A 16,335-nucleotide genomic window follows, 5' to 3' on the forward strand; every position below is an offset into this window, starting at 1 on the left:
CAGCAGTACCGCACTTCCGGGCGCGCCCTCCCACCCCCGGCCGGTCCCGGCCCCTTTCCGGTACGCCAGGTGCTCTCCCATGCCTGAGCCGTACGGAACCAGGGGCCGGGACCGGCCGGTCCACCTGTTTCAGCGACGGTGACCATGGCGAGCAACATCCCCGAGGAGACAACGAGCTTTGTCGGACGGAAAGCGGAACTTGCCCGGCTCGAACACGCCCTCGCCACGTACCGGCTGACCACCCTCACCGGCAGCGGCGGTGTCGGCAAGACCAGGCTCGCGGTCCGCGCGGCCCGGCAGGCGGCGCACGCGTACCGCGACGGAACGTGGTGGGCCGATCTGTCACCGCTCCACGACGACGGGCTGCTCCTCGCGACCGTCTCCGACGCGGTCGGGCTCTCCGACCACACCCTGCGCATGCCCATCGACGCCCTGTGCGAGTGGCTCGTCGACAAGGAACTGCTGCTGGTCCTCGACTCGTGCGAGCATCTGCGCTCCGCGTGCGCCCATCTGCTCGGCGAGATCCTCACCACGTCACCCGGCCTCACCGTGCTGGCCACCGGCCGGCAGCCCCTGGGTCTCAGGGGCGAGCAGCTCGTCGAGGTGGAACCGCTGCCTGTCGAGGGCGCGGGCGACGCCCTCACCCTGTTCCGGGACCGGGCGGCCGCGGCGGCCCCCGACCTCGACCTCGACGCGCCGGGCAACGCCGAGGCCGCCGCCGAGATCTGCCGCCGCCTCGAAGGCATCCCGCTCGCCGTCGAACTCGCGGCGGGAGCCCTCGGCCGGGACACCGTCGAACAGGTCGCCGCCCGGATCGGCTCCCGCTTCGACGTACCGACCGACGACTCGCTCTGGCCGCCGCGCCACCGCACCCTGCGCACGGCCATCGGCTGGAGCCACGAGCTGTGCACCCCGCTGGAACGGCTGCTCTGGGCGCGGCTGACCGTCCTGCGCGGCGACTTCGACGAGGCCGCGGCCCGCCGGGTCTGCGCCGAGGGGCCGCTCACCGAGGACGGTGTGGCCGAGGCGCTGAAGGGCCTGGTCGCCAAGTCCGTCGTCAGGCGGGACGGCGTACGGCACCGCATGCTCAACACCATCCGCGAGTACGGGCGGATGTGGCTCGCCGAACTCGGCGAGGAACGGGCCGCCGCCGACCGGCACGCCGCCTGCTTCCTCAGCCTGGCCCGGCACGCCCACGCGGGCTGGACCGGTGACGACCAGATCTTCTGGTACCACCGCATCGCCGAGTCGCACGCCGACCTGTGCGCCGCCCTCGACCACCTGCTGGCCCACGACACCGCGGCCGCCCAGGAGATGGCGGGCCGGATCGGCTTCTTCTGGTGCTGCTGCGGCCATCTGCCGCAGACCCGTGACTACGCGCAGCGCGCTCTGGACGTCGGACCGGCCGAGGGCCCCCACCGCACCCGCGCCCTGTGGGTGCTGGGCATCACCGTCATGCTCCAGGGCGACTACCCGGCCGCCCGGCGCCTGGGCAGGGAGTGCACCAGGGCCGCGGCCCGCGACGGGGCCGACGAAGGGATCCTCGCCGCCGCCTATCTGTGCGGCCTCACCCATCTGATGACGGGCCGCCCCGAGGCGAGCCTGCGCCAGGTCGACCGGGTACTGCGCTCCACGGGCGCCGCCACCCCGCTGGAATCGGCCTACCGGCTGCGCTGCCACCTCATCACGGTCTTCGCCCTCACCAGCCTGGGCCGGCTGGACGAGGCGGCGGAGGCGGCCATGGACCTGCGCACGGCCTGCGAAGCCCAGGACGAGTGCTGGACCCGTAGCTACGTCGACTACCAACTCGCCCTGATCGCCCTGCTGCGGGGCGACGCCGACTCCTCCGCCACCTACGCCCGCTCGATGCTCGCGGGCAAGCACCGCATGCGCGACAGATTCGGCATCGCGCTCGGCCTGGACATCCTGGCCGCGGCGATCGCGGCCCAGGGCGCGGGTGCCCGCGCCGCCCGGGTCTACGGCACGGGGCAGGTCTACTGGCGCATGGTCGGCCACCCGCAACGCGGCACCCCGGAACTGGGCCCGCTGCGCGAGGCCTGCGAACGCCAGGCCCGCGCGGCCGTCGGCGACGCCGCCTACCAGCGCGCCTTCGAACGGGGCCGGGCGGACAACGCCGAGGTCGGCCTGGCGGCCGCGCTCCAGGGCGAACTGCTCATGTAGAGCGTGGCCGGCCCCACCGGAACGACCAGCCGCGACAGCCCAGCACCCACGCGGCCGTGCACACGGCGCACGCCTCCCCGGGGCCCCGCCGGACGCCGTCCGGACAGAACGCGGCCCGCTCCGCCGCGGCGGCGAGCGCCACGGCCGTCCTCGTCGGCGGGGCCGCCACCGTCCTCGGAATCCAGCAACTCCTGCGCCGGCCGTGCGGCGCACACCTCCGGATCGCTCTGCGGCGCGAGGCGGAGCGAGCCCCGGCCCCGTACGACCGAACGGCGCCAGGGCGTGTGGGGAGAGTCCCGCCTGTCCCGCGCGCGGCGAGCCGCGCCGGCGCTCACGCCGGCCGTTGCGCGGGAACGGCCGGTACGGCGGGTGCCAGCGCGGAGAGCCGGTTCAACAGCTCCCCGAACGGCCCGTCCGCCGGCTCCTGCGAGAGGACCCGCAGCACGATGCCCGCCATCTCGGTGTCGTACGCGGCACTCACCGCGGCCAGCGCCGCGAAGTCGTGCACCAGCTGCGTCTCCAGCTCCTCGCGCGGAATCCGCCGCCCGTCCAGCCAGATCAGCGCCGTCGACTCGGCCAGCGACACCCACGACCGCACAACCAACTCCAGCCGCGCCGGGGGGATTTCGACCCCCAGATGGGCCAGAATCTGCTCGTACGCCGCCTGCCGGACCCCGTCGATCATCGCGTTCGCCGTCGACGACCCGACGGCGGGCCCGCCCCGCATCAGCGCCGAGAACCCCGGACCGTGCTCGTCGACGAAGTCGAAGAACCGCCCCATCACCCTCAACAGCCGTTCCCCGAGCGGTCCTTCGCATGGCTCCACGAACCGCGCCGCCAACTCGTCGGCCGCCCGCCGCAGCGCCGCCTCGTACAGGCTCTGCTTCCCGGGGAAGTAGTGGTAGACCAACGGCCGTGAGATCCCGGCCGCGGCCGCGATCTCGTCGATCGACACCTCGTCCGGGGAGCGGTGACCGAACAACTCCAGCGCGACACCGATCAGCTGCTGTCTGCGTTCCTCGACGCCCATCCTGCGCCGCACCCCGGTCGTCATGGTGGACAGGGTACCGAGTGCGGCGGTGGGGGAGCGGTGGTGGGCCGGGGCCGTCCGGGTCATGGAGCGACATCCGGCCACCCCCGCTACAGGTCCAGCACCAGCCGCTTCCCCCGGCACCGCGACACACAGATCAGCATCGAGTCCTCCCGCTCCGCGTCCGCCAGGAGATCGTCGCGGTGGTCGATCTCGCCTTCCAGGACACGTTGTCGGCAGGTACCGCAGAATCCCTGTTCGCAGGAGTACGAGACGTACGGGAGCTCTTCGCGCACCGCGGCCAGCACCGACTGGCCGGCCGCCACCCGGACCGTGCGGCCGGAGCGGCGCAGTTCGACCTCGAAGGGGCCGGAGCCGGCCGATGACGCGGCCGCCGCCGTGAAGCGTTCCAGGTGCAGGGTGCGGCCGGGCGGGAGGGCGGAGGCGACCGCGTCCATCAGGGGCCCGGGACCGCAGCAGTAGACGGCCGTGCCCTGCGCCGTGTCCGCCAGGGCCGCGGCCGGGTCCGGACGGCCCGCCTCGTCCTCGGCGACGACGGTCACCCGGTCGCCGTCCGCGCCCAGCTTCTCGATCTCGTCCAGAAACGGCATCGAGACGCGGGACCGTCCGCCGTACAGCAGCCGCCAGTCGGCGCCCGACGCGGCGACCGACCGCAGCATCGGCAGGATCGGAGTGATGCCGATGCCGCCCGCGATGAAGAGGTACCCGGGCGCCTCGACGAGGGGGAAGCGGTTGCGGGGGGCGCGGACCTCGACCTCCGCGCCCTCGTGGAGCTGCGCGTGGACCTCGCGGGAGCCGCCCCGGCCGTCCTCCACCAGGCGGGTCGCGATGGTGTACGTGCCGGGATCGGCCGGGTCCCCGCAGAGGGAGTACTGGCGGACCAGACCGGACGGCAGCAGGAGATCCAGGTGCGCGCCGGGCTGCCAGGCCGGCAGGTCGGGCCCCTCCAGGCGGAGTTGGACCACGCCGTCGGCGGGTGCGGTCCGCTCGCTGATCAACAGGCGGCGCGTGGTGGTGGGGCGGCGGCCGGAGTGGCCCGAGACCGGGTTCTCCAGCGCGGGCAGCGGCCACAGCGGGGAGCTCCGGACGCGTCGGCGCACGGCCCGCCTGGCGAGCAGCGCGGCGCCGGTGACGAGGACGACGGTACGCAGGCGGGGCAGGGGGAGCGGCATGGTCAGCTGGTTCCCGTCGTACGGGCCTCGGCGGCCACGGCCGCGGGCGAGTGGGCGAGGTAGTCGACCGCCTGGGCCGTACTGCCCTCCTGCGAGGGGTGGTAGGCGTGACTGAGGTAGCGGGGGATGGAGCGCAGCAGATCACCGGTCGCGGGCAGGGTGCCGCGTCTGCCGCTGGTGTAGAACTCCCTGAACGACGCCTTGCCGTGCAGCAGGCTCGGGTCGTTCTCCATGAAGAAGCGTGTGCCCCGCTGCCAGAGGAAGAGCAGCGCGGTGAAGGCCGTGGCCCAGGTCCGCACCCTCCGCCGGTAGCCGCCGTCGACATGCGTGAACACGTCGAACGCGACCGAGCGGTGCTCGACCTCCTCCGCGCCGTGCCAGCGCAGCAGATCCAGCATCGTCGGATCGGCGCCCCGCCGGTCCAGTTCGCCGGCGTTCAGCACCCAGTCGCCGAGGAACGCGGTGTAGTGCTCGATCGCCGCGATCGTCGCCACCCGCTCCATCAGCCACCACTTCCGCGCCCGGCCCGGCGGCAGCGTCCGGTCGCCCAGCAGCTTCTCGAAGAACCAGTCGACCTGCGCGGTGTACGGCGTCGGATCGAGACCGAGCTGCTTCAGCCGGGGCAGGACGTCGTCATGGGCCTGGGAGTGCACGGCCTCCTGGCCGATGAACCCGATGACGTCCTGGCGCAGTTGCTCGTCGTGGATGTACGGCAGTACCTGTCGGTACACACGGATGAACCAGCGCTCCCCGGCGGGCAGCAGGAGATGGAGCACGTTGATGGTGTGCGTGGTGAACGGGTCGCCCGGCACCCAGTGCAGAGGCGTCTTCTCCCAGGCGAAGGAGACCCTGCGGGCCTTGAGCTGCGTCCGCTCCGACGCGACCGGTGCTGGCTGCGTGTTAGACATGTTGTCAATGTACTGAGGGGTAAGCCGGGGGGACAGGGGCGTGCGGCGGTTTTCCCGGCGTCCGCGGCGCCGGGCCCGGTGCGGGGTGCGCCGGACGGCGGGCCGAGTCTCAGGCGAAGGCGGCCATGTGGGGATCCAGGGGAGCCCCGGTCATCCGGTTTCCCAGGGTGGACATCGTGTACGCGCCGATGCCCAGGACCACCTCCAGCGCATTGCGGGGGGTGTATCCGTGTGTCAGGAACGCCTGGAGCGTCGCCTCGTCGACCGCTCCGGCCGTCGCGAGCACGGACAGGGTGAACTGCCGCACGGCTTCCAGTCGTTCATCCGGCAGGGTGCGCGCCTCCGGCTCGCGCAGGGCGGCGATCAGCTCGGGGTCCGCACCGAGGGCGGTGAGCTTGGCGGTGTGCATGGCCACGCAGACGTGGCAGTGGTTGCGGGTCGCCATCGTCATGATCAGGACCTCGCGGGAGAGCGGGTCCAGGGTGGACGACTCGAAGATCGCGCCGATCTTCAGGAAGCCGTCGAGGAGCTCCGGTGATGTGGCGAGCCGCGCGACGGCGGCGGGCAGATGGCCCTGCTTCTTCGTCACCGCCTCCATGGTGCGGCGGGCGGCGGCGGGGGCGGAGTCGAGGGTGTGGTCGGGAAACGCGGACATGGGCATGGGTGGCCTCTCCTGGTGGGTGCTCACGCTAAAATCGACAACGTGATTGACGAAAAGGTAAACCAAGTTGTCGAGTCTTGCAATGGCTGAGCGGCGGGCCGGGCGAAGGGGTGAGCCGGGCGTGCGGTCGTCCGCGCCCGTCGAGGCGGGCTTCGAGCTGCCCCTGCTGCTGTTCGCCGGATTCCGGTCGATCGTCGACGAGTTGCACCGGGAGCTGGCCGGGCGCGGTCATCCCGACATCCGTCCCGCGTACGGCTTCGCCCTACAGGCCGTCGGTCGCGACGGTGCGACGGCCAGCGAGATCGGCCGGCGGCTCGGGGTCTCCAAGCAGGCCGCCGGGAAGACCGTCGAGAAGCTGGAAGGGCTCGGATACGTGGAGCGCGTCGACGACCCGCAGGACGGCCGGCGCAAGCTGGTGCGGCTGACCGCACGGGGGGTCGACGTGCTGGTCAAGTCGGCCGAGGGGTTCGACCGGGTGCGCGCCGAGTGGGTCCGGGTGCTCGGTGCGGACCGGGTGCGTGCGATGGAGGAGGGCCTGCGCGCGATGGTGCCCGCGAGCGCGTTCCGGCTCGATGCGGCGGGGTGGTTCACCGGCTGAGGTGCCGTGCGGTGCACGCTCGGGCCCGGTGTGCACGGGGACTTTGCGAGCGAGAGATGGGACGTACGGTGTGTGCGCCCTTCCCGTGGGCTCAACTGCACGGCAGCATGCGCACGTTGCCGGTTCCGGCGTGCGCCGGACCTACGGCACCGACGTGCGCAAGGGGAACCCGGTCCCGTACACCTTCGACCGGGTCGCCGTCCGTGAGGACATCCGGCACGGGCAGCGGGTGGAGAGGTTCGCCGTCGGGGCCCGGATCAGCGGCACCTGGCGGCGGATCACCGAGGGCACGACGATCGGCCGCCGCCACATCCGGCCGCCGGCCGCACCGGTCACGGCCACCTCGGTGCGCGTGAAGGTGCTTCAGCCGCGCGCCGCGCCCCACCTGGGGACGGCCGCACTCCACCTGAGCACGGCTCCGTGACCCCGCGACCGCGCGCGGACCCTGCTCAGCCCCGGTCCAGATAGGCCAGGACCGCGAGAACGCGGCGATTGTCGTCGTCGGACGGCGGCAGGCTGAGCTTCCCGAAGATGTTCGAGGTGTGCTTGGCCACCGCCCGCTCCGTGATCACCATCTGCGAGGCGATCGCCACGTTCGAACGGCCCTGCGCCATCAGCTCCATGACCTCCCGCTCACGCGGGGTCAGCGCGCCCATCGGCTTGTCCTGCGAGCGCCGCGACAGCAACTGCGAGATCACCTGCGGATCCATCGCCGTGCCGCCCGCGGCGACCCTGCGCACCGCGTCGACGAACTGCTCGGCGTCGAAGACCCGGTCCTTGAGCAGATAGCCGATGCCGCCGTCGCCGTCCGCCAGCAGCTCGCGCGCGTACAACTGCTCCACATGCTGCGAGAGAACCAGCACCGGAAGCCCCGGCCTGGCCCGCCGGGCCGCCAGCGCGCACTGCAGGCCCTCGTCCGTGTGGGACGGCGGAAGCCGTACGTCGACCACCGCGACGTCCGGCGCCGACTCGGCCAGCGCGCGGGTCAGTTCGGGGCCCGTCTCGACGGCCGCCGCGATCTCGAAGCCGTACGCCTCCAGCAGCCGGACCAGGCCGTCGCGCAGCAGGAAGAGGTCTTCGGCTAGGACAACTCGCAAGGGATCTCCATGGTCACCATGGTGGGACCGCCCGCGGGGCTGCTGACGGCCATGATGCCGTCGAATGTACCGAGTCGGCGTTCGATTCCGCTCAGTCCCGAGCCGGACCCGACCGACGCACCGCCCCGGCCGTTGTCCGTGACGGAGATCCGCAGCACGGTGTCGGTGTGGTGGATGTCCACCCAGACGCGATTGGCCCCCGCATGCTTGGCGGTGTTGGTCAGCGTCTCGCTCACCGCGAAGTACGCGGCCGACTCGACGGCGGCGTCCGCCCGGCCGTCCAGCTCCACACTGACCTCCGACTCGATGGGCAGCCGCAGCGCCAACGCCCGGACCGCGTCCCCGAGTCCGCGCTCGGCGAGGACCGGCGGGTGGATGCCCCGCACCAGATCGCGCAGTTCCGTGAGGGCCTCGGCCGAGGACTCGCGGGCCATGGCGAGGAGCTTCTTCGCCTGCGCCGGGTCCTTCTCGATGAGCGCCTCCACGGTCCCCAGGTTCATGCCCATGGCGACCAGCCGGGCCTGCGCCCCGTCGTGCAGATCGCGCTCGATGCGCCGCAGTTCGGAGGCGGCGGTGTCCACGGCCTCGTGCCGGGTCTCGGTCAGCCGGTCGATGCGGCGGGCCAGCTCCTGCTGCTGGGTGGGGGCCAGCATCGCGCGGGTGATCACGAAATGCAGCCGCACCAGCCGGTGATTGACCAGGACACCGATCGCCAGGAGCACCAGGCCGAGCGCGGCGGCGGCCAGGCCCGACGCCTGGCTGTCGACCGGCACGAACCCGTACCAGTAGCGGTCGTCGGTGAAGACCCGCCACAGGCCGGCCGCCAGGACGAAACCCTCCAGCGGGTACACCAGCAGGGCCGTCGTCAGGGTCGCCACGACATAGCCCGCGGTCATGTCGACCAGCAGCCACTGGAGGTCCCGCCAGGTCGCCGGGTCCTTCAGCAACAGCGTGGTCCGCTCCACCTGCCCCCTGAAGCCGGTGCGCAGGTCCTTCGGGAAGGGGCGGTAGGGGACCGGGATGCGGATGTCGCACCAGGTGACCGCGAGCAGCCGGCGCCGGTTGGCGTGCCTGCGGACCAGTTCCAGCAGATAGGGGGTGGTGAACACGCCGACCCCCAGCGGGATGAAGACGATGGAGAGCACCGCCCACACGAAGAGGGTGAGCGACCCGACCAGGCCGGCGAGCGACAGCAGGAACCCGTGCCGGGTGGCCACCAGCGCGCCCCGTATCCGTGTCCGTATCGCGTTCATCTCGGTCCCGTCCTCCCTACGCCGGGTCCCGTGGCGGACCCGTCCGGGACAGTCTCACCCACCGGGCGTCCTGGACGTCAGCCGGTTCGCCACCCGGGCGGGGTGTACCCAGCACCACCCCGCCGACCTCGCCCTACGGCTCCGCGAGTGGGGGCTCCGGCGGCTGGGGCGGCCCGGTCCCCGTTCCTAGATTCATCGGCGACGTACTTCTTCCACCTCTTCCACTTCTGTCTGAATCTCTGGGGGCGAACACGCCATGAGGCGCAACCTCGCGGCACGCATCGGTGTGTGGAGCGCACACCACCGCAAGACCGCTGTTCTCGGCTGGCTGATCTTCGTCGTGCTCGCCACGGGCATCGGCGGCGCGTCCGGGCTGGTCGAGATGACCAACTCGGAGAACGCCGCGGGTGATTCGGCGCGGGCCGAGCGGATCCTCGACGACGCCGGACTCGGGCAGCCCGCCGGCGAGCTGGTCATGGTGTCCGCCGCGAAGGCGGGAGACTGGCGGGTCGCCGCCCGCGACGTGTCCGCGGCCATCGTGCGGACCGGCGAGGTGGCGAACCTCGCGGCCCCGGTGCCCTCGAAGGACGGCAAGGACGCGCTGATCACCTTCGACCTGAAGGGGGACGCGGCGACGGCGGCGGACCGGGTGCAGCCCGTCCTCGACGCGGTGGCCGCCGCCCGGACGGACCACCCCGACGTCACCATCCACCAGTTCGGCGAGGCCAGCGCCGGGAAGTGGCTCGCCGACCTGCTCTCCGAGGACTTCAAGAAGGCCGAGTTCACCGCCGTTCCCCTGGCGCTGGGCATTCTGCTGGTCGCCTTCGGAGCCGTCGTCGCGGCGCTGCTCCCGGTCGGTCTCGCGCTGACCGCGTGCATGGCCGCCTTCGGGCTGCTGTCGCTCGCCAGCCACCAACTGCACCTGTTCCAGACCACGTACTCCGTGATGTTCCTGATGGGCTTCGCCGTCGGCGTCGACTACTGCCTCTTCTACCTGCGGCGCGAACGCGACGAGCGGGCGGCGGGACGCGACGCCGAGACGGCGCTGCGCATCGCGGCGGCGACCAGCGGCCGGGCCGTGCTCGTCTCCGGGCTCACGGTGATGGTCGCGATGGCCGGCATGTTCCTGTCCGGACTGATGCTGTTCAAGGGCTTCGCCCTCGCCACGATCATCGTGGTCTTCATCGCGATGCTGGGTTCGGTGACGGTGCTGCCCGCGCTGCTGTCCTGGCTGGGCGAGCGGATCGACGCGGGACGCGTGCCCTTCCTCAACCGGCGAGGGGGCCGGCGCGCTCGCACCGCCGGCGGGACCGCCGGCACGGTGCTGAGGCCGGTCCTGTCGAGGCCGAAGATCTTCGCGGTCGCCTCGGTCGCCGTGCTGCTCGCCCTGGCCGCGCCCGCCCTCGGGATGAAGACCGAACAGCTGGGCCTGGAGAAGCAGTTCGGCTCCGACTCGGAACTCTCGGTCGCCTACCGGCAGATCGACGAGAGCTTCCCCGGCGGCCCCGCCCCGGCACGGGTGGTGGTCAAGGCCGACGACATCGAGGCGCCCGCCCTGCGCAAGGCGTTCGGCGGCTTCGACGGGGTGAGCGTCCACCGGGCGCAGAATGTCGCGGAGATCGAGGTGCCCCTCCCCGGCGGCAGGGCCGATCTCGCCGAACTGCGCGAGAAGAGGTTGCCCGCGGCGTTCGAGGGAACGGGGGCGCAGGTGTACGTGACCGGGGAGATCGCCGGGTCCGTCGACTTCAACGACCAGCTGAAGCGCGGCATCGTGCCCGTCTTCGCCTTCATCACGGTGGTGACGTTCCTGCTGATGCTGTTCTGCTTCCGTTCGTACGTCGTCGCCGTGACCTCGATCCTGCTCAACCTGCTCTCCGTGGCCGCCGCGTACGGGGTGATGGTCGCCGTCTTCCAGCACGGCTGGGGAGCCTCGCTGATCGGCTCGGAGGGCGTCGGCGCGATCGAGGCGTGGATCCCGCTGTTCGTCCTGGTCGTCCTGTTCGGGCTCTCCATGGACTACCACGTGTTCGTGGTCTCCCGGATCCGTGAGGCGCGCGACCGGGGCCTGTCCACCCGGGCCGCGATCGACGAGGGCATCCGGCGGACGGCGGGCGCGGTGACCGGTGCGGCCGCGATCATGGTCGCGGTGTTCGCGGTCTTCGGGACGCTGTCGATGCAGGACATGCAGCAGATGGGCGTCGGCCTGGCCGTCGCGGTGCTGCTGGACGCCACGGTCGTCCGGATGGTCCTGCTGCCCTCCGTGATGGCGCTGCTGGGGGAGCGGAACTGGCGGACCCCGCGCGGACTGGCCCGACTGCCGAGCCTGGAACACGGCGAGCCGGGTACGGGCGCGGGGGCGGAGGCGGTCGAGGTCCCGGTGGGGTCCGGGACGCGGGGCTGATCCACCCGGGCACGCGGAAGCGGCCCCGGTCCGGACGTACCGGACCGGGGCCGCTCTGCCGCGTACGCCGCGGACCTCAGGGGGCGTACTTGTAGCCGACGCGCCGTACCGTCTGGATCGACCGGCGGTGCTCGGCGCCCAGCTTGCGGCGCAGCCGGGCGATGTGGACGTCCACGGTGCGTCCGTCGCCCACGTGTCCGTAGCCCCAGACCGTGGTCACCAACTGGTCGCGGGTGTGCACCCGGTGCGGGTGCGCGACAAGGTGGGCGAGCAGCTCGAATTCCAGGAAGGTGAGGTCGAGCGTGTTCCCGTCCACCGCGGCGGTGCGCTGCACCGGGTCGATGCGCACCGGACCCGCGGCCGGGTCCTCCACCGGTGTCGGCACCACGTACTGGGCGGCCGCGGCGGCCGCGGTGACGGCCGGCCGCTGATCGGCCGGTACGAGCACCAGGTAGCCGATCATCGGCGGCCGGCCCGGCAGCGCCGGAACGGAGTGCTGGGGTGCCGGCAGCCAGGTGGCGTCCGGCGTCAGGAACTCGGCCACATCGGCCAGCTGGACGACCTCGTCGGGGTCGACGGCGCGCAGCCGGTGGCGGTTGGGGGAGAGGGGGCGGGCGGGGACGGTGGCCGCAGCGGTCGCCGAAGACGCCGCGGTGGCAGCGGTTGCGGCGGAGAAGGTACGAGTGTTCGCCATGAGGTCAGCTCTTTCGCGCGAAGGAGTCGTCGGGGGACGGACTTGCTTGCGTGCGCGCGGACCGAAGACCGGGGTGAGCGGCTTTAGAGGGCCTGCGCGTTCAACGCGCGGCAACACACCCGGTCGAAGTCGTGGTGCTGACGGGAAGGCCAGAACGGTTCGAGGTCGCTGCGACCTGTCGAGGTGTACTGGATGCCGACCATGCCCCCATTGAACCAGAGAACATGACGGCGCAGCAGACCCCTCCCACCCGTCGATACGGACCCTTTGCGTTACCTTCCTCACCCTGTACCTCCGAACCGGCGGACCGCCGCCGCCTCCCGGACGGGCGGGCCGGGCGGACCGGCGGCGTCCCGTCCCGGCCCGTCCCGCCCGGCACGCCTGGGACACCACGACGAGGGGCGCCCCACCCGGACGGGTGGAGCGCCCCTCGGACCGGCGGCGGCCGGGGTCAGACCTGGTCGGCCTTCTCCAGCGCGGTGCAGCAGGTGTCGACGATCAGCCGCGTGACGACGTACGGGTCGACGTTGGCGTTCGGGCGGCGGTCCTCGATGTAGCCCTTCCGGTCCTGCTCGACCTGCCACGGGATACGGACCGAGGCGCCGCGGTCGGAGACGCCGTAGCTGTACTCGTTCCACGGGGCGGTCTCGTGCAGGCCGGTCAGACGGTCGTCGATGCCCGCTCCGTAGTTCTTGACGTGGTCCATCGGCTTCGAGCCCTCGCCGAGCGACTCGCACGCGGTGATGATCGCGGCGTAGCCCTCGGGTCCTTCGCGCATCGCCTCGGTGGAGAAGTTGGTGTGCGCGCCGGCGCCGTTCCAGTCGCCCTTGACCGGCTTCGGGTCGAGGGTCGCGGAGACGTTGAAGTCCTCGGCGGTGCGGTACAGCAGCCAGCGGGCGATCCACAGCTGGTCGGAGACCTCCAGCGGGGACAGCGGGCCGACCTGGAACTCCCACTGGCCGGGCATGACCTCGGCGTTGATGCCGGAGATGCCGAGACCCGCCGCCAGGCAGTTGTCGAGGTGCTTCTCGACGATGTCGCGGCCGAATATCTCGTCGGCGCCGACCCCGCAGTAGTAGCCGCCCTGCGCGGCCGGGAAGCCGCCCTCGGGGAAGCCGAGCGGGCGGTGGCCGTCGAAGAAGGTGTACTCCTGCTCGATGCCGAAGACCGGCTCCTGGCCGGCGAACCGTTCGGCCACCGGACGCAGCACGGCACGGGTGTTGGACGCGTGCGGCGTCATGTCGATGCCGAAGACCTCGCACAGGACGAGGATGTCGTCGCCGCCGCGGATCGGGTCCGGGCACGTGAAGACCGGCTTCAGCACCCGGTCGGAGGCGCGGCCCTCGGCCTGGTTGGTGCTCGAACCGTCGAAGCCCCAGATCGGCAGTTCCGCCGCTTCCCGCGACGGGCTCCCGGCCATGATCTTCGTCTTCGAACGGAGCTTGGCGGTCGGCTCGGTGCCGTCGATCCAGATGTACTCAGCCTTGAACGTCACGGAAGCCATCCTCTGCGGGTGCTGCGGGTGCTGCGGTCCGGTCTACGCAGCACAGCCTCGCAAGACGCGATTTCCCGTCCGTTGCCCAGGTGTGAACCCCGTGTTACCGAGGATTTCCGCGGTGCGTGCGGTCCTTGAGCAGGGTCTCGAAACCGGCGGCGCGGATCCGGCGCACCAGTTCCTCCTCACTGGTGCCCAGCGACTCGGCCGCCCGCGCGAGCCGCCAGTCCGCGGCCGAGAGCCGGTGCAGCAGATGGCCCCGCCTGATCTGGGCCTCGGACAGCCGGAACGTCTTCAGATACGCGACCTGCCCCTTGTGGTCGGTGATCGTCTCCCCGATGTGCTGGCCCTCCCCGTTGCGGAGGAACGGCGGCAGGAACCGCCACAGCGTGTACGAACCCATCCGGTACACCCGGTCGAAGGCGTACGAGGTGTCCAGCAGCTCCCGCGCGAACAGGGTGTCGTGCGCCTCGGCCCACTCCCGCTCCTGCGCCCGCGCCGCCGCGCGCAGACCGGCGAGCGTCCGCAGCTGCGGACCGTCGGGGATCCGCGCCGCGAACTCCGGCACCGGCGCACCGTACAGCGCGTACTGGTGGACCAGCTCCCCGTACAGATCCTGGACCAGCGAAGGGTGCAGCAGGCGGTAGTCGTCCGGGTGCGGCGTCACGAAGGCGGCGGCGAGCGCGTCGGCCGCGTACACCATCACCCCGCACTGGCCGGGATGGATCTCGAAGGCCCGCAGCGCGTCCCCGAGCCCGCGCACCGACCACCCCATGTAGGCGTCCTCGGCACGCGGCGAGAGCCCGTCGCGCAGCGCCTGCCGGGACCACTCCTCCCAGGCGACGGAGGGGCCGCCGAAGTGCAGGGCGAGATAGCCCTCCAGCGCGAGGTGCAGCGGCAGGAAGCGCAGCCGGTGGCCCGGCTGCCGCTTGGCCATCCGGTGGTGGCGGTTGCGCTGGAGCCGGGCGGTCCGGGGCGGCGGGCCATCGGACGGGGCACCCGGTCCGGCGCCGAGCTGCGTACCGTACGCGGCGGACTGCGCGCCCTCGCCGGACCAGTCGGCGACGAAGCCGTGCGGGATGTACGAGGTGTAGTGCGTGCGCGGACCGGCGTCCACGACGCCGTACCCGTACCCCGTGTAGAGCTCCTGGTGCAGCCGGAGCCCCTCGACCGGCTGCTCGCGCACCAGCGGCACCAGCCGGATGCCGCCCCACACCTGGGCGGGGAGCGTGGCGAGCCCGGACAGTTCGAGCCTGTTCACGATGCGGCCCCCGGCCTCTGCTCACTGACGAAACGTGCGACCCGGCGGTCCAGATAGGCGTACAGGGCCGCCGTTCCCGTACGCCCCTCGGCGAACTGGGCGATCTCCACCAGCGAGGGCAGATCCTCCGCGTCCCGGATACCGGCCGTGGGCACGCCCGGCGCCAGGCGCCGCACATCGAAACCGTCCGCGTCGTATACGGGGTTCACATGCACCACCACCGTGCGCCGGTCCGGATCGAGCCGCGTCCGCCACACCCGCAGCACCTCGCCCGCGAGTCCGGGCGGCGCGTTGTCCCAGCCGTCCGAGACGATGACCAGCCGGTCCGGGCCGTGCTCCAGGGCCTCCAGCACACGGGTGCCGAGCGGGGTCGGGCCCCAGGGCCTGGCCAGCAGCGGGTCGGTGCCGCCCGAGGTCCACAGCGCGGTGTACGCGCCGGGCGCGGCCAGCGCCTCCAGCAGGAAGTGGCAGGCCAGCGCCACGGCGAGCGGACGGCGCCGCTTCTCACCCGACCCGGACGACGAGTAGCTGTCGTCCAGCACGGCGGCGACCCGGCCCCAGCCCCCGGCGTGCGGACCCGCCGCACGGCGGGCGGCGGTCCGCAGCGCGTGCGTCAGCTCCGTGCGGTGGAGCCGCCGCACCCCGAGGCCGAGCGAGAGGACATACAGGGCGAGCCGGGTCAGCGGCATCACGGTCAGATCGACGTCCGCGGGCAGCGGCGCCCCGTCCCCGGCGCCGCGCCGCCCCTGGGTCCGCAGCCGTTCCAGCCGGGTCATCCTCGGCACCATCCGCCCCAGGAACACCTCGCGCTTCATCCCGTGCCGGGCGGCGAAGCCCTCCGCGACGGTGAACGGCAGCTCGTCGACGGCGCCCTGCTCGTAGTGGGCGCGCCGCCACGCGTCGAGCAGCTGGTGCCGGTAGCGCGGCCGCCGCCCCGGCCGGAACAGGAAGTCTCCCGTCTCGTCCGGCTCACCCGGACCGCCGAACCGGAAGTGGGCATGGCGGGCGGCGGTCTTGAGACCGGAGCGGTACTTCACCGCGTCGTGCGCCGGATCAGGCCGGGCGGCCAGCCAGTCGCGCATGATCGCGCGGGTGCGCCGGTTGTTCACCTTGGCCCCGCGCAGCGACCGGAACAGCCGGTACACGCGCTGCGGCGGCAGCTCCGCCAGCCGGGCGGCGATCAGCCGGCCCTCGGTGCGCTTCTCCTCGGCGGTCGCGTCGGCGGCGGTCTCCAGCAGCCCCTGGACGATGCGCGCGGCGTTGTGGTCGTTGATGTCGAGCGCGAGCGCGGCAGCGTACACGCGGCGGTAGTTGACCCGTACGTACGCGTGGAGGAAGTCCAGCGAGAGCTGCTGCTGATGCGCGGTCGTGCGGAATTCGCGCTGTCCGGTCGCGGTGATCGCCGCGTTGACGAAGAGGAGCACGTCCTCGGCCGCCACGAGGCCGGTGCCACTGCCGGTGCTGGTCGTCATGGTTTCCCCCGTGGTGTCACGCGCCGCCGTACGCAGGGGCGGGGCGGAGCGCCGGCCGGGGAATGGGGGCGCGAACAGCGAAATCACTGCT

General features: G+C 72.3%; 14 protein-coding genes. 4 read left to right on the forward strand and 10 right to left on the reverse strand.

Features of this window, described 5'->3' with window-relative positions; translation table 11 throughout:
• The first annotated feature begins 144 nt into the window (after positions 1-144).
• Complete coding sequence (locus ACFVT1_RS20000; protein WP_389797095.1) at positions 145-2,181, forward strand: ATP-binding protein; 2,037 nt, start codon at positions 145-147, stop codon at positions 2,179-2,181.
• A 331-nt stretch (positions 2,182-2,512) separates the two neighbouring features.
• Here ACFVT1_RS20000 and ACFVT1_RS20005 read toward each other — a convergent pair whose 3' ends face one another.
• The 4 genes from ACFVT1_RS20005 to ACFVT1_RS20020 form a co-directional block, all read right to left on the reverse strand.
• Positions 2,513-3,235 (reverse strand): TetR/AcrR family transcriptional regulator, encoded by a 723-nt coding sequence (locus tag ACFVT1_RS20005; RefSeq protein ID WP_389797734.1) that lies wholly within the window; start codon positions 3,233-3,235, stop codon positions 2,513-2,515.
• Between the two features lie 86 nt (positions 3,236-3,321).
• Positions 3,322-4,404 (reverse strand): PDR/VanB family oxidoreductase, encoded by a 1,083-nt coding sequence (locus tag ACFVT1_RS20010; RefSeq protein WP_389797098.1) that lies wholly within the window; start codon positions 4,402-4,404, stop codon positions 3,322-3,324.
• Between the two features lie 2 nt (positions 4,405-4,406).
• Positions 4,407-5,312, reverse strand: coding sequence for a metal-dependent hydrolase (locus tag ACFVT1_RS20015; RefSeq protein ID WP_389797100.1), 906 nt, complete (start codon positions 5,310-5,312; stop codon positions 4,407-4,409).
• Positions 5,313-5,421: 109 nt separating this feature from the next.
• On the reverse strand, positions 5,422-5,973 hold the full coding sequence (locus tag ACFVT1_RS20020) for a carboxymuconolactone decarboxylase family protein (protein WP_389797102.1): 552 nt from the start codon (positions 5,971-5,973) through the stop codon (positions 5,422-5,424).
• Between the two features lie 82 nt (positions 5,974-6,055).
• Between ACFVT1_RS20020 and ACFVT1_RS20025 the strand changes: the two genes are divergently transcribed.
• Both ACFVT1_RS20025 and ACFVT1_RS20030 read left to right on the forward strand, forming a co-directional pair.
• A complete protein-coding gene (locus ACFVT1_RS20025; RefSeq protein WP_389797105.1) occupies positions 6,056-6,571 on the forward strand; it encodes a MarR family winged helix-turn-helix transcriptional regulator in 516 nt (171 codons plus the stop codon).
• Between the two features lie 130 nt (positions 6,572-6,701).
• Positions 6,702-6,995 carry a hypothetical protein gene (locus ACFVT1_RS20030; protein WP_389797107.1) on the forward strand — a complete coding sequence of 98 codons (294 nt, stop codon included), beginning with the start codon at positions 6,702-6,704 and terminating at the stop codon, positions 6,993-6,995.
• A 25-nt stretch (positions 6,996-7,020) separates the two neighbouring features.
• On the opposite strand, the gene ACFVT1_RS20035 is transcribed toward ACFVT1_RS20030, so the two are convergent.
• Complete coding sequence (locus ACFVT1_RS20035; protein WP_389797110.1) at positions 7,021-7,668, reverse strand: LuxR C-terminal-related transcriptional regulator; 648 nt, start codon at positions 7,666-7,668, stop codon at positions 7,021-7,023.
• Positions 7,653-8,921: a sensor histidine kinase gene (locus ACFVT1_RS20040; protein ID WP_389797112.1), complete on the reverse strand. Its 1,269-nt coding sequence runs from the start codon at positions 8,919-8,921 to the stop codon at positions 7,653-7,655. Before ACFVT1_RS20040 ends, ACFVT1_RS20035 begins: the two co-directional genes overlap by 16 nt.
• Positions 8,922-9,177: 256 nt before the next feature.
• Here ACFVT1_RS20040 and ACFVT1_RS20045 point away from each other — a divergent pair, with 256 nt between their 5' ends.
• Complete coding sequence (locus ACFVT1_RS20045; protein ID WP_389797114.1) at positions 9,178-11,322, forward strand: MMPL family transporter; 2,145 nt, start codon at positions 9,178-9,180, stop codon at positions 11,320-11,322.
• A 76-nt stretch (positions 11,323-11,398) separates the two neighbouring features.
• On the opposite strand, the gene ACFVT1_RS20050 is transcribed toward ACFVT1_RS20045, so the two are convergent.
• The 4 genes from ACFVT1_RS20050 to ACFVT1_RS20065 form a co-directional block, all read right to left on the reverse strand.
• Positions 11,399-12,016 carry a winged helix-turn-helix domain-containing protein gene (locus tag ACFVT1_RS20050; protein WP_389797117.1) on the reverse strand — a complete coding sequence of 206 codons (618 nt, stop codon included), beginning with the start codon at positions 12,014-12,016 and terminating at the stop codon, positions 11,399-11,401.
• Between the two features lie 451 nt (positions 12,017-12,467).
• A complete protein-coding gene (gene glnII, locus ACFVT1_RS20055; protein WP_389797120.1) occupies positions 12,468-13,511 on the reverse strand; it encodes a glutamine synthetase in 1,044 nt (347 codons plus the stop codon).
• 103 nt (positions 13,512-13,614) lie between these two features.
• The gene (locus ACFVT1_RS20060; protein WP_389797122.1) at positions 13,615-14,772 is read right to left on the reverse strand and encodes a hypothetical protein; all 1,158 of its coding nucleotides are present in this window, start codon (positions 14,770-14,772) and stop codon (positions 13,615-13,617) included.
• Positions 14,769-16,244 carry a hypothetical protein gene (locus ACFVT1_RS20065; RefSeq protein ID WP_389797124.1) on the reverse strand — a complete coding sequence of 492 codons (1,476 nt, stop codon included), beginning with the start codon at positions 16,242-16,244 and terminating at the stop codon, positions 14,769-14,771. Before ACFVT1_RS20065 ends, ACFVT1_RS20060 begins: the two co-directional genes overlap by 4 nt.
• Positions 16,245-16,335: the final 91 nt, after the last annotated feature.

This window comes from Streptomyces sp. NPDC057963 (genome assembly GCF_042887155.1).
Taxonomy (GTDB): Bacteria; Actinomycetota; Actinomycetes; order Streptomycetales; family Streptomycetaceae; genus Streptomyces.